Annotated in this window: 3 protein-coding genes; all 3 read right to left on the minus strand. The window is 74.7% G+C overall.

Annotation, left to right across the window (positions count from 1 at the left end; translation table 11 throughout):
• Positions 1-29: 29 nt before the first annotated feature.
• The 3 genes from ACZ5ID_RS16905 to ACZ5ID_RS16915 are packed head-to-tail and all read right to left on the minus strand — an operon-like array spanning position 30 to position 16,340.
• A complete protein-coding gene (locus ACZ5ID_RS16905; RefSeq protein WP_468898086.1) occupies positions 30-1,322 on the minus strand; it encodes an MFS transporter in 1,293 nt (430 codons plus the stop codon).
• Positions 1,319-8,437 carry an amino acid adenylation domain-containing protein gene (locus ACZ5ID_RS16910; protein WP_468898088.1) on the minus strand — a complete coding sequence of 2,373 codons (7,119 nt, stop codon included), beginning with the start codon at positions 8,435-8,437 and terminating at the stop codon, positions 1,319-1,321. Before ACZ5ID_RS16910 ends, ACZ5ID_RS16905 begins: the two co-directional genes overlap by 4 nt.
• Positions 8,438-8,489: 52 nt before the next feature.
• Complete coding sequence (locus ACZ5ID_RS16915) at positions 8,490-16,340, minus strand: amino acid adenylation domain-containing protein (RefSeq protein ID WP_468898090.1); 7,851 nt, start codon at positions 16,338-16,340, stop codon at positions 8,490-8,492.
• Positions 16,341-16,347: the final 7 nt, after the last annotated feature.

Here is a 16,347-nt window from a genome sequence, read left to right on the forward strand (position 1 = left end):
AGGGGCGGCGGCGGCGGTCGCCGCGTCCGCTAGCGAGGGGCCTGCGTCTCCGCCTCCGGTACCGGCAGGTCCCGCAGGGTCCGCAGCGGGCCCTTCAGCAGCAGCAGCGCGCACAGCGCGTTGCCCGCGTACAGGATCCACAGGGCGGCGCGGTCGCCTGCGGCCGTGCCCAGGACGCCGCCCAGCAGGCTGCCGACCGGCACCGTTCCGTACATCACGAAGCGGATGCCGGAGCTGACGCGGCCGAGCATCTCGGGCGGGCAGTACGCCTGGCGGAAGCTGACGATGACGATGTTCCCGGCGACGATCCCGGCCATCAGGCAGAACTCGCCCACCAAGAACGCCAGCAGCCCCATACCGTCGCTGGTCAGGGGAATCAGCAGGCCGAAGGGACCGGCGCCGAACGCGCACAGCAGGACCGCGCGGGCACTGCCGACCCGGCGGGCCAGGCGCGGCGAGAGCACCGCGCCCAGCACGCCGCCGAGCCCGGCCAGGGCGATCAGTACGCCGACGACCGTGCCGTCGGCGCCGACCGTACGGCTGAGGAAGAGGATCGCCAGGGACTGGGCACCGGCGAGGAAGAGGTTCATCGCCGCGTCGCAGACGAGGATCGTCCGCAGGAACGGGTCGCGGGTGAGGAAGGCGACGCCGTCGCGTATCTCGCGCAGCAGCGCCCTCTTTCCGGGTGCGCGCTCCTCACCGCCCGGCGGGCTCTCCGGGGTGCGGATCCGGGCCAGCAGGACCGCGGAGACCAGGAAGCTCAGCCCGTCGGCGAGGAAGCCGACGGCCGCGCTCCCGGCCTGGGCCAGCGCGCCGCCCGCCCCCGGGGCGACGACCTCGGCGGCGGACTCGCTGGTCTGCAGCCGGGCGTTGCCGTCCGCGAGTTGCCCGGCGGGCAGCACAGTGGGCAGATACGCGCTGTAGGCCGCCCGGAAGAACACATCGGCCGTGCCCAGCAACAGCGACACCACGAGAAGCTGGCCGGTCGTCAGGGCGTCCAGCCAGGCCGCGGCGGTCAGGGAGAACATCAGGGCCGCCGAGACCGTATTGCACACGATCATCACCGGCCGCCGTCGCATCCGGTCCGTCCAGGCGCCCACCGGCAGACCGATGAGCAGCCAGGGCAGCCATGCGGCGGCGTTCAGCAGGCCCATGGTGAACGCCCCGGCGCCGAGCGCGTCCACCGCGATCAGCGGCAGCAGGACCCGGGTCGCCGCGCTGCCGAGCTGGCTCACCGACTCCCCCGCCCACAGCAGCCGGAAGTCCCGGTGACGCAGCGGGCCCGGCGGCTTCCGCGGCCGGCCCGCCGTCGCCGCGCTCATCGGCGCACCAGCGCTTCGCCGCCCACTGCCCGGCGCAGGAGCGCCCCGATCTCGGAGGCCGGCTTGGGCGTCATCATCTCGCCGTGGGTGCAGGGCGCCTGATGGTGGGTGAGCCGGCCCGTCAGGTAGGGCCGCCAGGTCTCCGGGGCCGGTGTGCCGGCCTCGTGCGCGGCCGACACCAGGGTGAGGTCCCCGTCGAACACGTCGGGGCGGTGGCCGGCCGCGAGCCTGTCGTGGTGGACGAACGTCTCGCCCAGCGCGGTGACCGTCCCCTCGTCGAGCGCCGCCAGCGGGCCGTCCTGCGTACGGGCCGTACGCAGGAAGTCCGGCAGGGACAGCGGGCCGGTGACGGGCAGCGGCCCGGTCGGGTATCCGAGCGAGTCCAGCAGTTCCCGCAGCGGGTCCGCCGTCGCTCCCGCCTCCGCGCCCGGGTAGCCGTCGAGGAGCACCGGCGGCGCCACCTCCTGCCCCGCTTCGCGCAGCCGTACCGCGACCGCGTGCGCGACCAGGGCGCCGAAGGACCAGCCGAGGAGGTGGTAGGGGCCGGACGGCTGGACCGTGCGGATGAGGGCCGCGTAGTCGTCGGCCATCTCGTTCACGCTCGCGGGCCGCTCCCCCGGCTCACTCAGCGCGCGGGCTTGGAGGGCGTGCACGGGACGGTCGGGTCCGAGGTGGTCCAGGAGTTGCCGGTAGACCCAGCCGATCCCCGCGCCCGGGTGGACGCAGAACAACCGCGGCTCCGCGGCGGTGCCCGGCTGGAGGGTGATCAGCGGCGCGGTCGGCTCCTCGCCGGTGCGGCCGGTGGCCGCGCGGGCGGCGAGGCCCGCGACGGTCGGGGCGGCGAACAGGTCCTGCACACCCAGTTCCCCGCCCAGCGTGTCGCGGACCCGGGACATCAGCCGGGCCGCCAGCAGGGAGTGCCCGCCGAGCGCGAAGAAGCCGTCCTGGGCGCCGACGCTGCCTTCCGGCAGGTCCAAGACCTCGGCGAACAGGCCCGCTACGGCCTTCTCCCCGAGGGTCCGCGGGGCTTCACCTGCCGTGCGGGGGCCCTGGGGCGCGGGCAGCGCGGCCCGGTCGAGCTTGTCGTTGGGCGTACGCGGGAACGCGTCCAGGACGACGAACGCGGAGGGCACCATGTGGTCGGGCAGCACGGCGGCCAGATGGGCCCGCAGCGCCTCCGCTTCCAGGGCCGCGGCGGCGCCCTGCACCGGGACGGCGTAGGCGACCAGGCGGTCGCCGCCCGGTCCGTCGCGTCGTACGGTGACGGCCGCCTGCGCGACCCCCGGGGCGCTCGCGAGGACCGCCTCGATCTCGCCGGGTTCGATGCGGAACCCCCGGATCTTGACCTGGTCGTCGGTGCGGCCGAGGTAGTCGAGGACGCCGTCGCCGGTCCAGCGGACCAGGTCACCGGTGCGGTACATGCGCTCGCCGGGTTCGAACGGGCAGGCCACGAACCGCTCCGCGGTCAGCCCCGGCCGGCCCAGATAGCCACGGGCGAGTCCGGCCCCGGAGAGGTAGAGCTCGCCCCGTACGCCCGGCGCCACCGGGCGCAGGGAGCCGTCCAGCACATAGGCGCGCATGTTGGAGACGGGCCGGCCGACCAGCGGGCGTTCGCTGCGGGAGGTCTGCCACCACAGGGCGTCGACGGTGCACTCGGTCGGCCCGTACAGATTGAAGGCGACCAGTCCGTCGGTGTCGCGCAGCCGGGTCCACAGCCGCTCGTCCGCGGCCTCGCCGCCGATGAGCAGCACGCTCGGCGGGGCGTCGAGCAGTCCCTCCTCGACCAGTTGCGACGCGTGGGTGGGGGTGACGTCGATGACGTCGAGGGCGGTCTCGGCGATGTGGCGGACGAAGGCGGCTGCGTCGCGGCGGACTCCGTCGCCGATCAGGTGGAGCTCGTGCCCGGCCACCAGCCACATCAGGCCGTCCAGGGACGCGTCGAAGGAGAGCGAGGCGGCGAGCGCCACCCGCAGCCGCCGTCCGCCCGTGGCCCGTTCGGCCCCGGCCATGGTGTGGGCGCGGTGGAAGGCGTGGAGGTTGCGTAGAGCCGCGTGGTCGACGACGACGCCCTTGGGGCGGCCGGTGGAGCCGGAGGTGTAGACGAGGTACGCGGCGTCGCCGGGGCGCGGTACCCGGTCGGGCCCTGCGGTGGGGTGCGCGGCCGTGGCCGGCTCGTCGTCGAGGAGGATCCGGGGCGGGCGGGCCGCGTCGTCCAGGGGCAGACGGGCGGCGGTCGCGGCGTCGCTCACCAGGAGCAACGGGGCGGAGTCGGCCAGCATATGGGCGATCCGCTCGGCGGGGTAGTCGGTGTCGAGGTGGACGAAGGCGGCGCCCGCCTTGAGGACGGCCAGCAGCGCGGCGACGGAGTCGGCCGAGCGGGGCAGTGCCAGCGCGACCACCCGCTCGGGCCCGGCACCCGCGGCGATCAGACGCCGGGCGAGGCGGTTGGAGCGGGCGTCGAGCTCGGCGAAGGTGAGCCGGGTGCCGTCGTGGACGAGCGCGGTGGCCTGCGGGGTGCGGGCGGCCTGCGCCGCGAACAGCTCAGGCACGGTGGCGGCCGGGACGGGCAGCGCGGTGTCGTTCCACCGCGTCAGCAGCCGGTGCCGGTCCGCCGGCGTCAGCGGGTCGGCGGCTCCGACGGGCCGGTGCGGCTCGGCCGCGAGCTGTCCCAGTACCCGGGCCAGCCCGGCGGCCACCGTCTCGGCGGTGGCCCGGTCGAAGAGTTCGGCCGCGTATTCCACATGTCCGGCGATGCCCGCCGGTGCGCCGTCGGCGGTGTGCCGCTGCTGGATGTCCACGGTCAGGTCGAACTGGGCCACGTCGAAGCGGAACGGCTCGGAGCGCACGTCCAGACCGGCCAGCTCCAGAGTCCCGTCGGTACTGTCCTGGACCTGGAGCATGACCTGGAAGAGAGGGTGGCGGGCGAGGGAGCGCTCGGGGTTGAGCGCCTCCACGACCCGCTCGAAGGGCACGTCCTGGCACTCGTACGCCTCAAGATCCGCCTCCCGCACCCGCTCCAGGAGCTCGGCGAAGCTCGGATCACCCGACACATCCGTACGCAGCACCAGCGTATTGACGAAGAACCCCACCAGATCGTCCAACGCCTCCTCACCACGCCCCGCCACCGGGGTGCCGATCGGAATGTCGCCGCCCGCGCCCAGCCGGGACAGGAGTACCGCCAGAGCGGCCTGGACCACCATGAACACGGTGCAGCCGTGCTCGCGGGCCAGTAGCAGCAGGCGCGCGTGGAGTGCGGCGTCCAGCTCGACCGGTACCGCCCCGCCGGTGAAGCCCGGCGCCGCCGGTCGCGGCCGGTCGTACGGCAGCGCCAGCTCCACCGGGGCGTCGGCCAGCGCGCCGCGCCAGTAGTCGAGTTGACGGGACATCGGTGCGACCGGGTCGTCCTCCTCCCCCAGCAACTCACGCTGCCAGAGGGTGTAGTCGACGTACTGCACCGGCAGTGGCGCGAACTCGGGCGCGCGCCCGTCGCGGCGTGCCTCGTACGCCTGGGCCAGATCACGGAAGAGAGGGTCCCAGGACCAGCCGTCGAGGGCGATGTGGTGCACGACGAGCGCGAGGACGTGCTCGTCGTCGGCCGTGCGGTAGAGCGCCGCGCGCACCGGCGGGCGGGCCGCCAGGTCGAACGGCTCGGCCAGCAGGGCGTCGAGGGCGGCGCCCGGCCCCTCCGGCCCGCAGGCCACGACGTCCGGGCGGACCGTCGCGTCTTCGGCGGGCAGGACCCGCTGGTACGGCTCGCCGTGTGTCTCGGGGAACACCGTGCGCAGCGCCTCGTGGCGGCCGGTCACATCCGTGAGGGCGGCGGCCAGGGCGTCGGTGTCCAGCGGGCCGCGCAGCCGCAGGGCGAACGGGCAGTGGTACGCGGCGCCCTGGCCGGCCCGGCTGAGGAACCACAGGCGGCGCTGGGCGGGCGAGAGTGGCGGGGTGACGGGGCGCTCGGCGGCGGGGGCGAGCGCCGGGCGCACCCGGTCCGGGCCGGCGCCGCCGCCGAGGCGGGTGGCGAGCCCGGCGACGGTGGGGTGCTGGAAGAGGTCGCGGATGCCGAGCTCGGTGCCGAGCGCCGAACGGACCCGCGAGAGCAGCCGGGTGGCGAGCAGGGAGTGTCCGCCGAGGTCGAAGAAGCTGTCCTCGGCGCCGATCGAGTCCACGCCGAGCACCTGGGCGAACAGTGCCGCGAGGATCTCCTCGCGCGGGCCGCGCGGGGCTCGTGAGGCGCTCTCGGCGGTGAAGTCGGGTGCGGGCAGCGCGGTGCGGTCCAGCTTGCCGTTGCGGTTCATGGGGAAGCTCTCCACCGCCACGAACGCGGAGGGGATCATGTGGTCGGGCAGATGTTCGGCGAGCTGCTTGCGCAAGGAGCCCGGCTGCGCGCCGTGGCCCGCGGCCGGGATGACGTACGCCACCAGGCGCTTGCCGCCGGGGCCGCTTTCGCGGGCGATCACCGCGGCTTGGGCGACCTGCGGGCAGCGGCGCAGCGCGGCCTCCACCTCGCCGGGCTCGATGCGGAAGCCGCGGATCTTGACCTGGTCGTCGGCGCGGCCGAGGTAGTCGAGCGCGCCGCCGGCCGTCCATCGGACCAGGTCGCCGGTGCGGTACATCCGTGCCCCCGGCTCGAACGGGCAGGCCACGAAGCGGCCGGCGGTGAGGGCGGGGCGGCCCAGATAGCCGCGGGCCAGGCCCGTACCCGCGAGGTAGAGCTCGCCCGCGACGCCCGGGCCGACCGGGCGCAGCCGCTCGTCCAGGACATAGGCGCGGGTGTTGGCGAGCGGGCGGCCCACCAGCGGCTCCTGGCTGTCGGCGGCGTCCCACCACAGGGTGTCGACGCTGCACTCGGTGGGGCCGTAGAGGTTGTGGCAGAGCAGACCCTCGGTGGCGCGGACCCTGCTCCACAGGGCCCGGCCAGCCGCCTCGCCGCCGAGCAGGAGTACGCCCGGGCGGTGCCCGGGGCCGTCGAGAAGGCCCTCCTCGACCAGCTGTTCGGCGTAGGTGGGCGTCACATCGAGCGCGTCGATAGCGGTCGCGGCGATGTGCCGGACGAGGGCGGCGGCGTCGCGGCGGGTGTCGTCGTCGATGAGGTGCAGCTCATGGCCCGCGACCATCCAGAGCAGCCCCTCCCAGGAGGTGTCGAAGGAGAGCGCGGCGGTCAGCGCCATGCGCAACGGGCCGCCGTCGCCCCGCTCCTCGGCGCGGGCGATGACCCCGGCGCGGTGGAAGGCGTAGAGGTTGCGCAGTCCGGCGTGGTCGATCACCACGCCCTTGGGTTCGCCGGTCGATCCGGAGGTGTGGATGACGTAGGCGGCGTGGTGCGGGTGGATCGCGCGGCCGAGGTCGCCCGCCGGGAAGCGGCCGGGGCCGTCGATGAGGACCTGGCCGGCGGCCGTGGCCGGAAGGTGGGGCGCGGTGGCGCGGTCGGTGACGACCGCGGTCGCGGTGGCGAGCAGCTTGGCGACGCGCTCGGCCGGGTAGTCGGTGTCGACCGGGACGAACGCGGCTCCGGCCTTGAGCACCGCCAGCAGCGCGACCACCGACTCCGCCGAGCGGGGCAGCGCCAGCGCGACCAGGTCCTCGGGGCCGGTTCCGTGCGCGGCCAGGCGGTGGGCGAGGGAGTTGGCCCGCCTGTTGAGTTCGGCGAAGCTGAGCGCGGTGTCCCCGAAGACCAGAGCGGTCGCGTCCGGGGTGCGGGCGGCCCGCGCCTCGAACAGCTCGGGCAGCGTCTGCTCGGGCACCGGGGCCGCGGTGTCGTTCCACCCGGTGAGGACCTGGTGGCGCTGCCCGGCGCTGAGAGGGTCGGCGAGTGCGGCCGGCCGCGCGGGGTCGGTGGCCAGCTGGTGCAGTACGCGGGTCAGCGCGGCGGCGATGCCGGCGGCGGTCTCGCGGTCGAAGAGGTCGGTGGCGTACTCCAGCGCTCCGGTGATTCCGGCCGGGGCGCCGTCCGCGGCGCGCCGCTCGTGGAAGTCCACGGTGAGGTCGAACTTGGCGATGTCCCAGCCGACCGGCTGCTCGGCGCAGACCACTCCGGGCAGCGCGAACGCCGGGCCGTCGCCGCTCTCCAGGGTCACCATCACCTGGAAGAGGGGGTGGCGGGCGAGGGAGCGCTCGGGGTTGAGCGCCTCCACGACCCGCTCGAAGGGCACGTCCTGGCACTCGTACGCCTCAAGATCCGCCTCCCGCACCCGATCCAGGAGCTCGGCGAAGCTCGGATCACCCGACACATCCGTACGCAGCACCAGCGTGTTGACGAAGAACCCCACCAGATCGTCCAACGCCTCCTCACCACGCCCCGCCACCACCGTGCCCAGCGGGATGTCCTCCCCCGCCCCCAGCCGCGACAACAGCACCGCCAGACCGGCCTGGAGCGCCATGAACAGGGTGCACCCGTGCTCGCGGGCCACCTCGGCCAGGCGTGTGTGCAGGGCGGCGTCCAGCTCCACCGGCACCGAGCCGCCCGCGAAGCTCGCCACCGGCGGACGCGGCCGGTCGTACGGCAGCGCCAGCTCCGCCGGAAGAGCGGCCAGTTCCGCGCGCCAGTAGCCGAGCTGCTGGGCGGTCACGCTCTGCGGGTCGTCCTCCTCGCCCAGCGTCTCGCGCTGCCATGCGGCGTAGTCGGCGTACTGCACCGGCAGCGGCGCGAACCCGGGCTCGCGGCCCTCGCGCCGCGCCTCGTACGCCCTGGCGAGGTCGCCGAGGAGGGGGCCCCACGACCAGCCGTCCGTGGCGATGTGGTGGATCACCAGGGACAGGACGAACTCGTCGCCGCCCAGCGTGAACAGAGTGGCGCGTACCGGCAGTTCACCGGTCAGTTCGAAGACGTGGCCCGCCTCGGCGGCGAGGGCGGACGCCAAGGCGTCCTGGGTGGTCTCCACCATCCGCAGGGCGGGTGTGCGGTCGAGGACCTGCTGTACGGGCTCGCCGTCCACCTCGGGGTAGACGGTCCGCAGCACCTCGTGCCGGGTGGCCACGTCCTCAAGGGCCGCCGCCAGCGCCACCCAGTCGAGCCGGCCGCTCAGTCGGGTGGTCAGGGGGCAGTTGTAGGCCGGGCCGGTCTCGGGCATCCGGTTGAGGAACCACAGCCGTCGCTGGGCGAAGGAAACGGGGTACACGGGATTCTCCTGGAAGTGCGCGGGGACGACGGGGTGGTGACGACGGGGTGGTTCAGCCGTTCAGGCGGCGCGGTGCGGGGCGCGCCGCGGGGGCGGTGGCGAGCCGGGCGGCGGTTTTGGCGGGGGTGGGGTGCTGGAACAGGTCGCGGATTCTCAGCTCCAGGCCGAGTTCCGCCCGGATGCGGCTGATCAGCCGGGTCAGCAGCAGGGAGTGGCCGCCGAGGGCGAAGAAGTTGTCGTCCGCGCCGACCTCCTCGCGGTCGAGCACCTCGGCGTACAGCTCGCGCACGCGTCGCTCAACGCCGTCGGCCGCGCCGGACCGCTCGGCTTCCCCGGTCGCGGTCGCGCTCTTCTCGTCCGGCGCCCGGCGGGAGAGCCCTTCGAGGGCGCTCACCTTGCCCTCGGGGTGGTCCGCGAACTGCTTCAGCACGGTGACCAGGTCATGCGCCAGCCGTTCGGCGCCCGCCGCGTCGAACAGCTCGGTGGCGTAGGTCAGTTCGCCGCTCATGCCGAGTGGGGTGCCGTCCTGCGTACGGCTCTCGACGACGTCGACGCCGAGGTCGAACTTCGACACCGCCGACTCGACGGGGAAGCCCTCGGCCGCGACGCCCGGCAGCCGGGGCACTGCGGGACCTTCGCTCTGCACCTGGAGCAGTACTTGGAACAGGGGGTGACGGGCGAGGGAGCGCTCGGGGTTGAGCGCCTCCACGACCCGCTCGAAGGGCACGTCCTGGTGGGCGAAGGCGGCGAGGTCGGCCTCCCGGACGCGGTGCAGCACTTCGGCGAAGGTGGGGTCGCCCGCCAGGTCGGTGCGCAGGACCAGGGTGTTGACGAAGAAGCCGACGACGTCGTCGAGTGCCTCGTCGGCGCGCCCCGCCACCACCGTGCCGATCGGGATGTCCTCCCCCGCCCCGAGCCGCGACAGCAGGGCGCCCAGGGCGGTCTGCACGACCATGAACACGGTGCAGCCGCTCTCGCGGGCCACGGCCGACAGCCGGGCGTGCAGATCGGCGTCCACCCGTACGGGCACCGAACCGCCCGCGAAGCTCGCCACTTCCGGGCGCGGCCGGTCGTGCGGCAGGGCCAGCTCGGCCGGCAGGGCGGTGAGTTCCTTGCGCCAGAAGCCGAGCTGACGGGAGATCAGGCTGTCCGGGTCGCTCTCCGCGCCCAGCGTCTCGCGCTGCCACAGGGTGTGGTCCACGTACCGCACGGGCAGCGGCGCGAACTGCGGCGCGCGGCCGTCGCGGCGCGCCGCGTACGCCGTGGCCAGGTCGTCCAGGAGCGGGCCCCACGACCAGCCGTCGGTGGCGATGTGGTGGATCACCAGGGTGAGGACGAAGTCCTCGGCGCCGAGCTCGAAGAGGTGGGCGCGGAAGGGGAGTTCCTCGGCGAGGTCGAACTCGTGGCCCGCCGCCCGGCGTACGGCCTCGGGCAGCGCGGACTCCTCGATCCGCTCCAGCTCCAGCACCGGCGCCGCGTCGGCACCGGTGAGCAGCCGCAGCCGGGGCTCGCCGTCGGTCTCGGGGAAGACGGTGCGCAGTACCTCGTGCCGGGCGGTCAGATCGCCGAGGGCCGCGGCCAGCGCGGCCGTGTCCAGGGGGCCGCGCAGCCGGTAGGCGAAGGGGACGTTGTAGCTCGCGGAGTGCTCCTCCGCCTGGTGGACGAACCACAGCCGCTGCTGGGCGAAGGAGAGCGGCGGGCGGGCGGGAAGCTCGTGGCGGCGCAGCGGCGGGCGGGCGCCCTCGGCGCGGGAGGCGAGTTCCGCGAGGGCGGCGACCGTCTGGGCCCGGAAGACGTCGCGCAGCGACAGTTCGACGCCGAGCGCCGTGCGGATGCGGCTGACCAGGCGGGTGGCGAGCAGCGAGTGGCCGCCCAGGTCGAAGAAGCCGGCGTCGGCGGGGACTGCGGCCAGGCCGAGCAGTTCCCCGAACAGGCCCGCCAGGATCTCCTCCTGGGGGGTGCGCGGGGCGCGGCCGGCGGCGGCCGTGAGCGCGGGCGCCGGGAGCGCCCGGTAGTCGACCTTCCCGTTGGGGGTGAGCGGGAGTTCGTCCAGGACGACGAGGTGGGAGGGGACCATGAAGTCGGGCAGCAGGCCCGTGAGCCGGGTGCGCAGCTCGGCCTCGGTGACCTCGCCGACCACATGGGCCACCAGGCGCTTGTCGCCGTCGTCGGCGGTGCGCACACCGACCACGGCCTGGCGCACCCCGGGGCAGCCGGCGAGCACCGTCTCCACCTCGCCCGGCTCGACCCGGAAGCCCCGGATCTTCACCTGTTCGTCCGCGCGGCCGAGGAACTCCAGCAGACCGTCGGGCCTCCAGCGGGCCAGGTCACCGGTCCGGTACATCCGGGCCCCCGGCGCGCCGTGGGGGTCGGCGACGAACCGCTCGGCGGTGAGCACCGGCCGGCCCCGGTAGCCGCGGGCGATGCCCGCCCCGGCCAGGTAGAGCTCGCCGGGGGTGCCGGGCGGCACCAGGCGAAGCCGCTCGTCCAGGACATAGGTGCGGGTGTTGTCGAGGGGACGGCCGATCGGCACCGGACCGTGGACGTCTTTGGTGATGAGATGGGAGGTGGCGCACAGGGTCGCCTCGGTCGGTCCGTACAGATGGCGCACCAGGATGCCGGGGCAGGCGGCGCGCACCGCCCGTACGGCGGCCGGTGCCACTACGTCGCCGCCGGTCAGGACTTCGCGTACGGTCGCGAGGAGCTGCGGACGCTCCTCCGCGACCACGCGGAAGAGTCCGGCGGTGAGGTGGACGGCGGTGATCCGCTCGTCGTGGATGAGCGCGCCCAGGGCTGTCACGGTGAGGTCGCGTTCGGGGGCGACGACCACCTCCCAGCCCGACAGGAGGGCCACCCAGATTTCGTAGTCGGCGATGTCGAAGGCGTGCGGCGCGTGGAAGAGGACGCGGTGGCCCTCGGCGCTGTGCCAGCCCCGGTCGGCGGCGAGGTCGAGCAGGTCCCGGTGGGTGACGGCGACGCCCTTGGGCTCGCCGGTGGAGCCCGAGGTGTGCATGAGGTAGGCGAGCTGTCCCGCCAGGACCGGGGGCAGCGGGGCGGTGTCGGGTCGGGCCGGTCCGTCGGCGGTGACCAGGACGGTATGGGCGCCATCCGCCTCGAACGCCCGGAACTCCTCGTCCACCAGCAGCACCGGGCAGCCGGTGTCGGTGAGGATCCGCCGCATGCGGGCCGCGGGGTAGCCGGTGTGCAGCGGCACATACGCGCCGCCCGCCTTCAGGACGGCCAGCATCGCCACGACGACGTCCGGTGAGCGGCGCATCAGGAGGGCGACGGGGGTCTCGGCGCGGACGCCGAGTGCGGTGAGGCGGTGGGCGAGCGCGTCGGCGCGGGCGTCGAGTTCGCGGTAGGTGAGGCGGGTGGCACCGGACTTCAGGGCGGTGGCGTGCGGGGTGCGGGCCGCCTGGGCCGCGAAGGCCCGGTGCACGGTGTCGGGGGCGTCCTGCGGCCGGGGCTCGGTCGGCAGCCACTCGCCGAGCAGCCGGGCGCGCTCGGCCGGCAGCACGGTCTCCAGCTGGGAGATACGGCCCCTGGGCGCGCGGGCCACGGCCGCGAGGATCGCGCGCAGTCGCTCGCCGAGTCCCTCCACGGTGCGGGCGTCGAACAGCTCGGTGCGGTACTTGACCACGGTGTGCAGTCCGGCGGGCCGCTCGGTGAGCTGGAAGGCGAGGTCGAACTCGGCCTCGGTGACATCGACTTCGGCGGCTTCCGTCTGAAGGCCGGCCAGCTCCAGGGCGGTGGCCGTGCCGGACCGGCGCATGGTCAGGGCGACCTGGAAGAGCGGGTGGCGGGCGAGCGAGCGGCGCGGGTTGACCGCCTCCACGACCTGTTCGAAGGGGACGTCCTGGTGGGCGAAGGCCGCGAGGTCCGCCTCGCGGACGCGGCCCAGGAGTTCGGCGAAGGTCGGGTCGCCCGACACATCCGTACGCAGCACCAGCGTGTTGACGAAGAACCCCACCAGATCGTCCAACGCCTCCTCACCACGCCCCGCCACCACCGTGCCCAGCGGGATGTCCTCCCCCGCCCCCAGCCGCGACAACAGCACCGCGAGGGCGGCCTGTACCACCATGAACACGGTGCAGCCGTGGGCGCGGGCCAGGGCGTCGAGCTCACGGGTGAGGGCGGCGTCCAGGTCGAAGGTGTGGGCGGCGCCGGCCGGGCTCGCGACGGCGGGCCGGGGGCGGTCGGTGGGCAGGGCCAGCTCCTCGGGGAGTCCGACCAGTGCCTTGCGCCAGTGGGCGAGTTGTTCCTCGCCCTGCTCGCGCAGCAGTTCCCGGTGCCACAGGGTGTAGTCGGCGTACTGGACCGGCAGCGGCGTCCAGTCGGGCCGCTCGCCGCGGGTGCGGGCCTGGTGGGCGCGGGAGAGGTCGGCCAGGAGCGGGCCCCAGGACTCGCCGTCGGTGGCGATGTGGTGGAGGGCGAGGACGAGGGTGTGGCGCTCGGGTCCGTCTGTGAGCAGTACGGCCCGTACGGGGGCTTCGGTGGCGAGGTCGAAGGGGCGGGCGGCGATCTCGGCGAGGTCGGCCCGGCTCGCGTCGAGGATCTCCAGCTCGGGCGCCGCGCCGTCAAGGATCAGCTGGCGCGGTTCACCGTCGCTCTCCGGGTAGACCGTGCGCAGGCTCTCGTGGCGCTCGGCCAGGTCGGCCAGTGCCGCGCGGAGCGCGTGGGTGTCGAGGGGGCCGGAAAGGCGGGCGGCGACCACGCTGTGGTAGGCGGGGTTGGGTCCGTCCAGGCGGTTGAGGAACCACAGGCGCCGCTGGGCGGCGGAGAGTGGCAGCGTGGCGGGGCGCTCGGCGGGCCGCAGCGCCGGGCGGGCCCGTGCGGCGCCGTCGAGGCGGGCGGCCAGGGCCGCGACCGTGGGCGCGCCGAAGATCTCGCGGATGCCCAGCTCCACGCCGAGCGCGCCGCGGATCTGCGCGACCAGGCGCATGGCGAGCAGGGAGTGGCCGCCCAGCTCGAAGAAGTCGTCGTCGCCGCCGACCTCGCTCACGCCGAGGACGGAGGCGAACAGGCCGGCCAGGATCTCCTCGTGGGCCGTGCGCCGGGCGCGGCCACCCGTGCGGAGGCCGGGGGCGGGCAGGGCGCGCCGGTCGAGCTTGCCGTTGGGGGTCACCGGCAGGGCGTCGAGCAGGACGACGGCCGGGACCATGTGCGCGGGCAGGGTTGCGGCGAGGGCGGCGCGCAGGGCGGCCGGGGCGGGCGCGGCGCCGGGGGCGGGCACTGCGTAGGCCACCAGGCGCGGGTCGCCGGGCCGGTCCTCGCGGACCACGGCGGCGGCCTGGGCGATGCCGGGGCAGGCGGCCACGGCGCTCTGCACCTCGCCGAGTTCGATGCGCAGGCCGCGGATCTTGACCTGGTCGTCGGTGCGGCCCAGGTAGTCGAGGACGCCGTCGGCACTCCAGCGGACCAGGTCGCCGGTGCGGTACATCCGCTCGCCCGGCTCGAACGGGCAGGCCACGAACCGCTCCGCGGTCAGCCCCGGCCGGCCCAGATAGCCGCGGGCGAGCTGCACACCGGCGAGGTAGAGCTCGCCGGCCACGCCGGGCGCGGTGGGCTCCAGCCGGCTGTCGAGGACGTAGGTGCGGGTGTTGGTGGCGGGGCGGCCGATGGGCACCGTGGCGGCGCCGGGGCGGCACGCCCACAGGGTGACGTCGACGGCGGCTTCGGTGGGGCCGTACAGGTTGTGCAGTTCGGCGGTGGGCAGGGTGGCGAAGAACGCGTCCTGGGTGGACGGGGAGAGCGCCTCGCCGCTGCTGATCACGCGGCGCAGCGAACGGGCGTGCGCGGCGCCCGGCTCGCGCAGGAAGATGTCCAGCATCGACGGCACGAAGTGGGCGGTGGTGACCGACTCGCGCGCGATGAGGTCGGCGAGGTAGGCCGGGTCCTGGTGTCCGTCGGGCCGGGCGACCACCAAGGTGGCGCCGTGCAGCAGCGGCCAGAAGAACTCCCAGACGGACACGTCGAAGCCGAACGGGGTCTTCTGCAGCACCCGGTCGTCGGGGGTCAGGCCGTACGCGCGCTGCATCCACGCGAGCCGGTTGACGATGGCGCGGTGGGAGATCAGGGCGCCCTTGGGGCGGCCGGTGGAGCCGGAGGTGAAGATGGCGTAGGCGGGGTGGTCGGGGTGGAGAGCGGGCCGGGGCGCGCGGGGCTCCGCGGGGAGCGGGGCGTCCGGGCACAGGACCGGCACCCCGGGCGCCTGGAAGTCCGTGCCGATCAGCAGGGCGGGCCGGGCGTCGGCGAGGATCTGGTGGTTGCGGGCCTCCGGCTGGCCGAGGTCCACGGGGAGATAGGCGGCGCCCGCCTTCAGGACGCCGTGGAGCGCGACGACCAGGTCGAGGGAGCGGGGCAGCGCGACCGCGACCAGGCTCTCGGGGCCGATCCCCCGCGCGGCCAGGACGGCCGCGAGGCGGCCGGCCCGCTCGTCGAGTTCGCGGTAGCTCAGGCGCTCGCCCTCGAAGACCACGGCGGTGGCGTCGGGGGTGCGGGCCGCCTGGGCCTCGAAGAGCTCGGGCAGGGTGGTGGCGGGCAGGTCGGCGCCGGTGTCGTTCCACCGGGTCAGGACGCGGTGGCGCTCGTCGTCGGTGAGGGTGTCGAGGGCGGCGAGGGGGGTGGCGGGGGCGGCGCTCCAGCGGTCGAGGAGCCGGGCCAGGCGGGCGCCGAGGTCGGTGGCGCGGTCGCGGTCGAGGAGGTCGGGGTGGTGGCTGAGCCGCAGGCCGAGCGTGGTGCCCGGCTCGACCACCAGGGTGAGGGGGAAGTGGGTGGTGTCGCGGAACGAGATCCGCGTTTCCAGGTCGAGGCCGGGCACGTCCAGCCGGTAGTCGCCCAGGGGGAAGTTCTCGAAGACCAGGTTGGTGTCGAACAGCGCTGCCGGAGAGCCCGCCAGGCGCTGGATCTCGGTGAGCCCGATGTGGTCGTGGTCGAGCAGGTCGGCGCGCTGGCGCTGGAGGAGACGGCACAGGTCGGTGAGGGAGGCGGTCGCCTCGATACGGGCGCGGACCGGCACGGTGTTGATGAGCATGCCGATCATGTCGTCGGCGCCGGGCAGTTCGGCGGGCCGGCCGCTGACGGTGCAGCCGAAGACGATGTCGTCCTGGCCGGTGGTGCGGGCCAGCAGGGCCGCCCAGGCGCCCTGGATGACGGAGGTGAGCAGCAGGCCCTGCTCGCGGGCCCGTGCGGTAAGGGCCGCCGTCTGCTCCTCGGTCAGCCGGAAGGTGACGTCCTCGGGGGTGGCGCCGGGCGGGAGCGGACCGCCGGGTGCGAGCCGGGTGGGCTGGGCGAGGCCGGCCAGGGCGGTGCGCCAGGCCGTCTCGGCGGCCCGGCGGTCGCTGCCGGCGAGGTGGGTCAGATAGTCGCGGTAGGGCCGGACCGGGGGCAGCTCCCCGGTTCCGTACAGCGTGAACAGCTCCTTGAAGAGCAGGGCGAACGACCAGCCGTCCAGCAGGATGTGATCGGCCGTCACCAGCAGTCGGTGGTGCTCCGAGCCCAGTCGCAGCAGGGTGAAGCGCAGCAGCGGGGGGCGGCGGCTGTCGACGCCCAGTTGCCAGTCCTGCTCGGTCAGTTCGGCGGCGCGGGTCTGCGCCTCCTCCTCGCCAAGGTGGCCGAGGTCGCTCTCCTGCCAGGCCAGCGGCATGTCGCGGCGGACCACCTGGACGGGGTCGCCGTTCTTGCGGTGGGTGAGGGAGACCCGCAGATTGGCGTGGCGCCGCAGCAGGGTGTCCGCCGCCTCGCGCAGCCGGGCCGCCTCCAGCGCGCCCCGCAGGTCGACCGAGAACTGGGCGATGTAGAGGTGCCGGGAGTCCTGGTCGTACCCGGAGTGGAAGAGCATGCCCTCCTGGAGGGGGGACAGGGGCAGGATGTCCTCGACCGCCGACTGGCTGGTGTTCATGGCTGGT

The sequence above is a fragment of the Streptomyces sp. NPDC031670 genome, assembly GCF_055580545.1.

What these genes read in the sequence shown, in the direction of transcription:
- ACZ5ID_RS16915 (WP_468898090.1), bottom strand. Translation starts at nt 16,340, where the DNA reads ATGAACACCAGCCAGTCGGCGGTCGAGGACATCCTGCCCCTGTCCCCC.
- ACZ5ID_RS16905 (WP_468898086.1), bottom strand. Translation starts at nt 1,322, where the DNA reads ATGAGCGCGGCGACGGCGGGCCGGCCGCGGAAGCCGCCGGGCCCGCTG.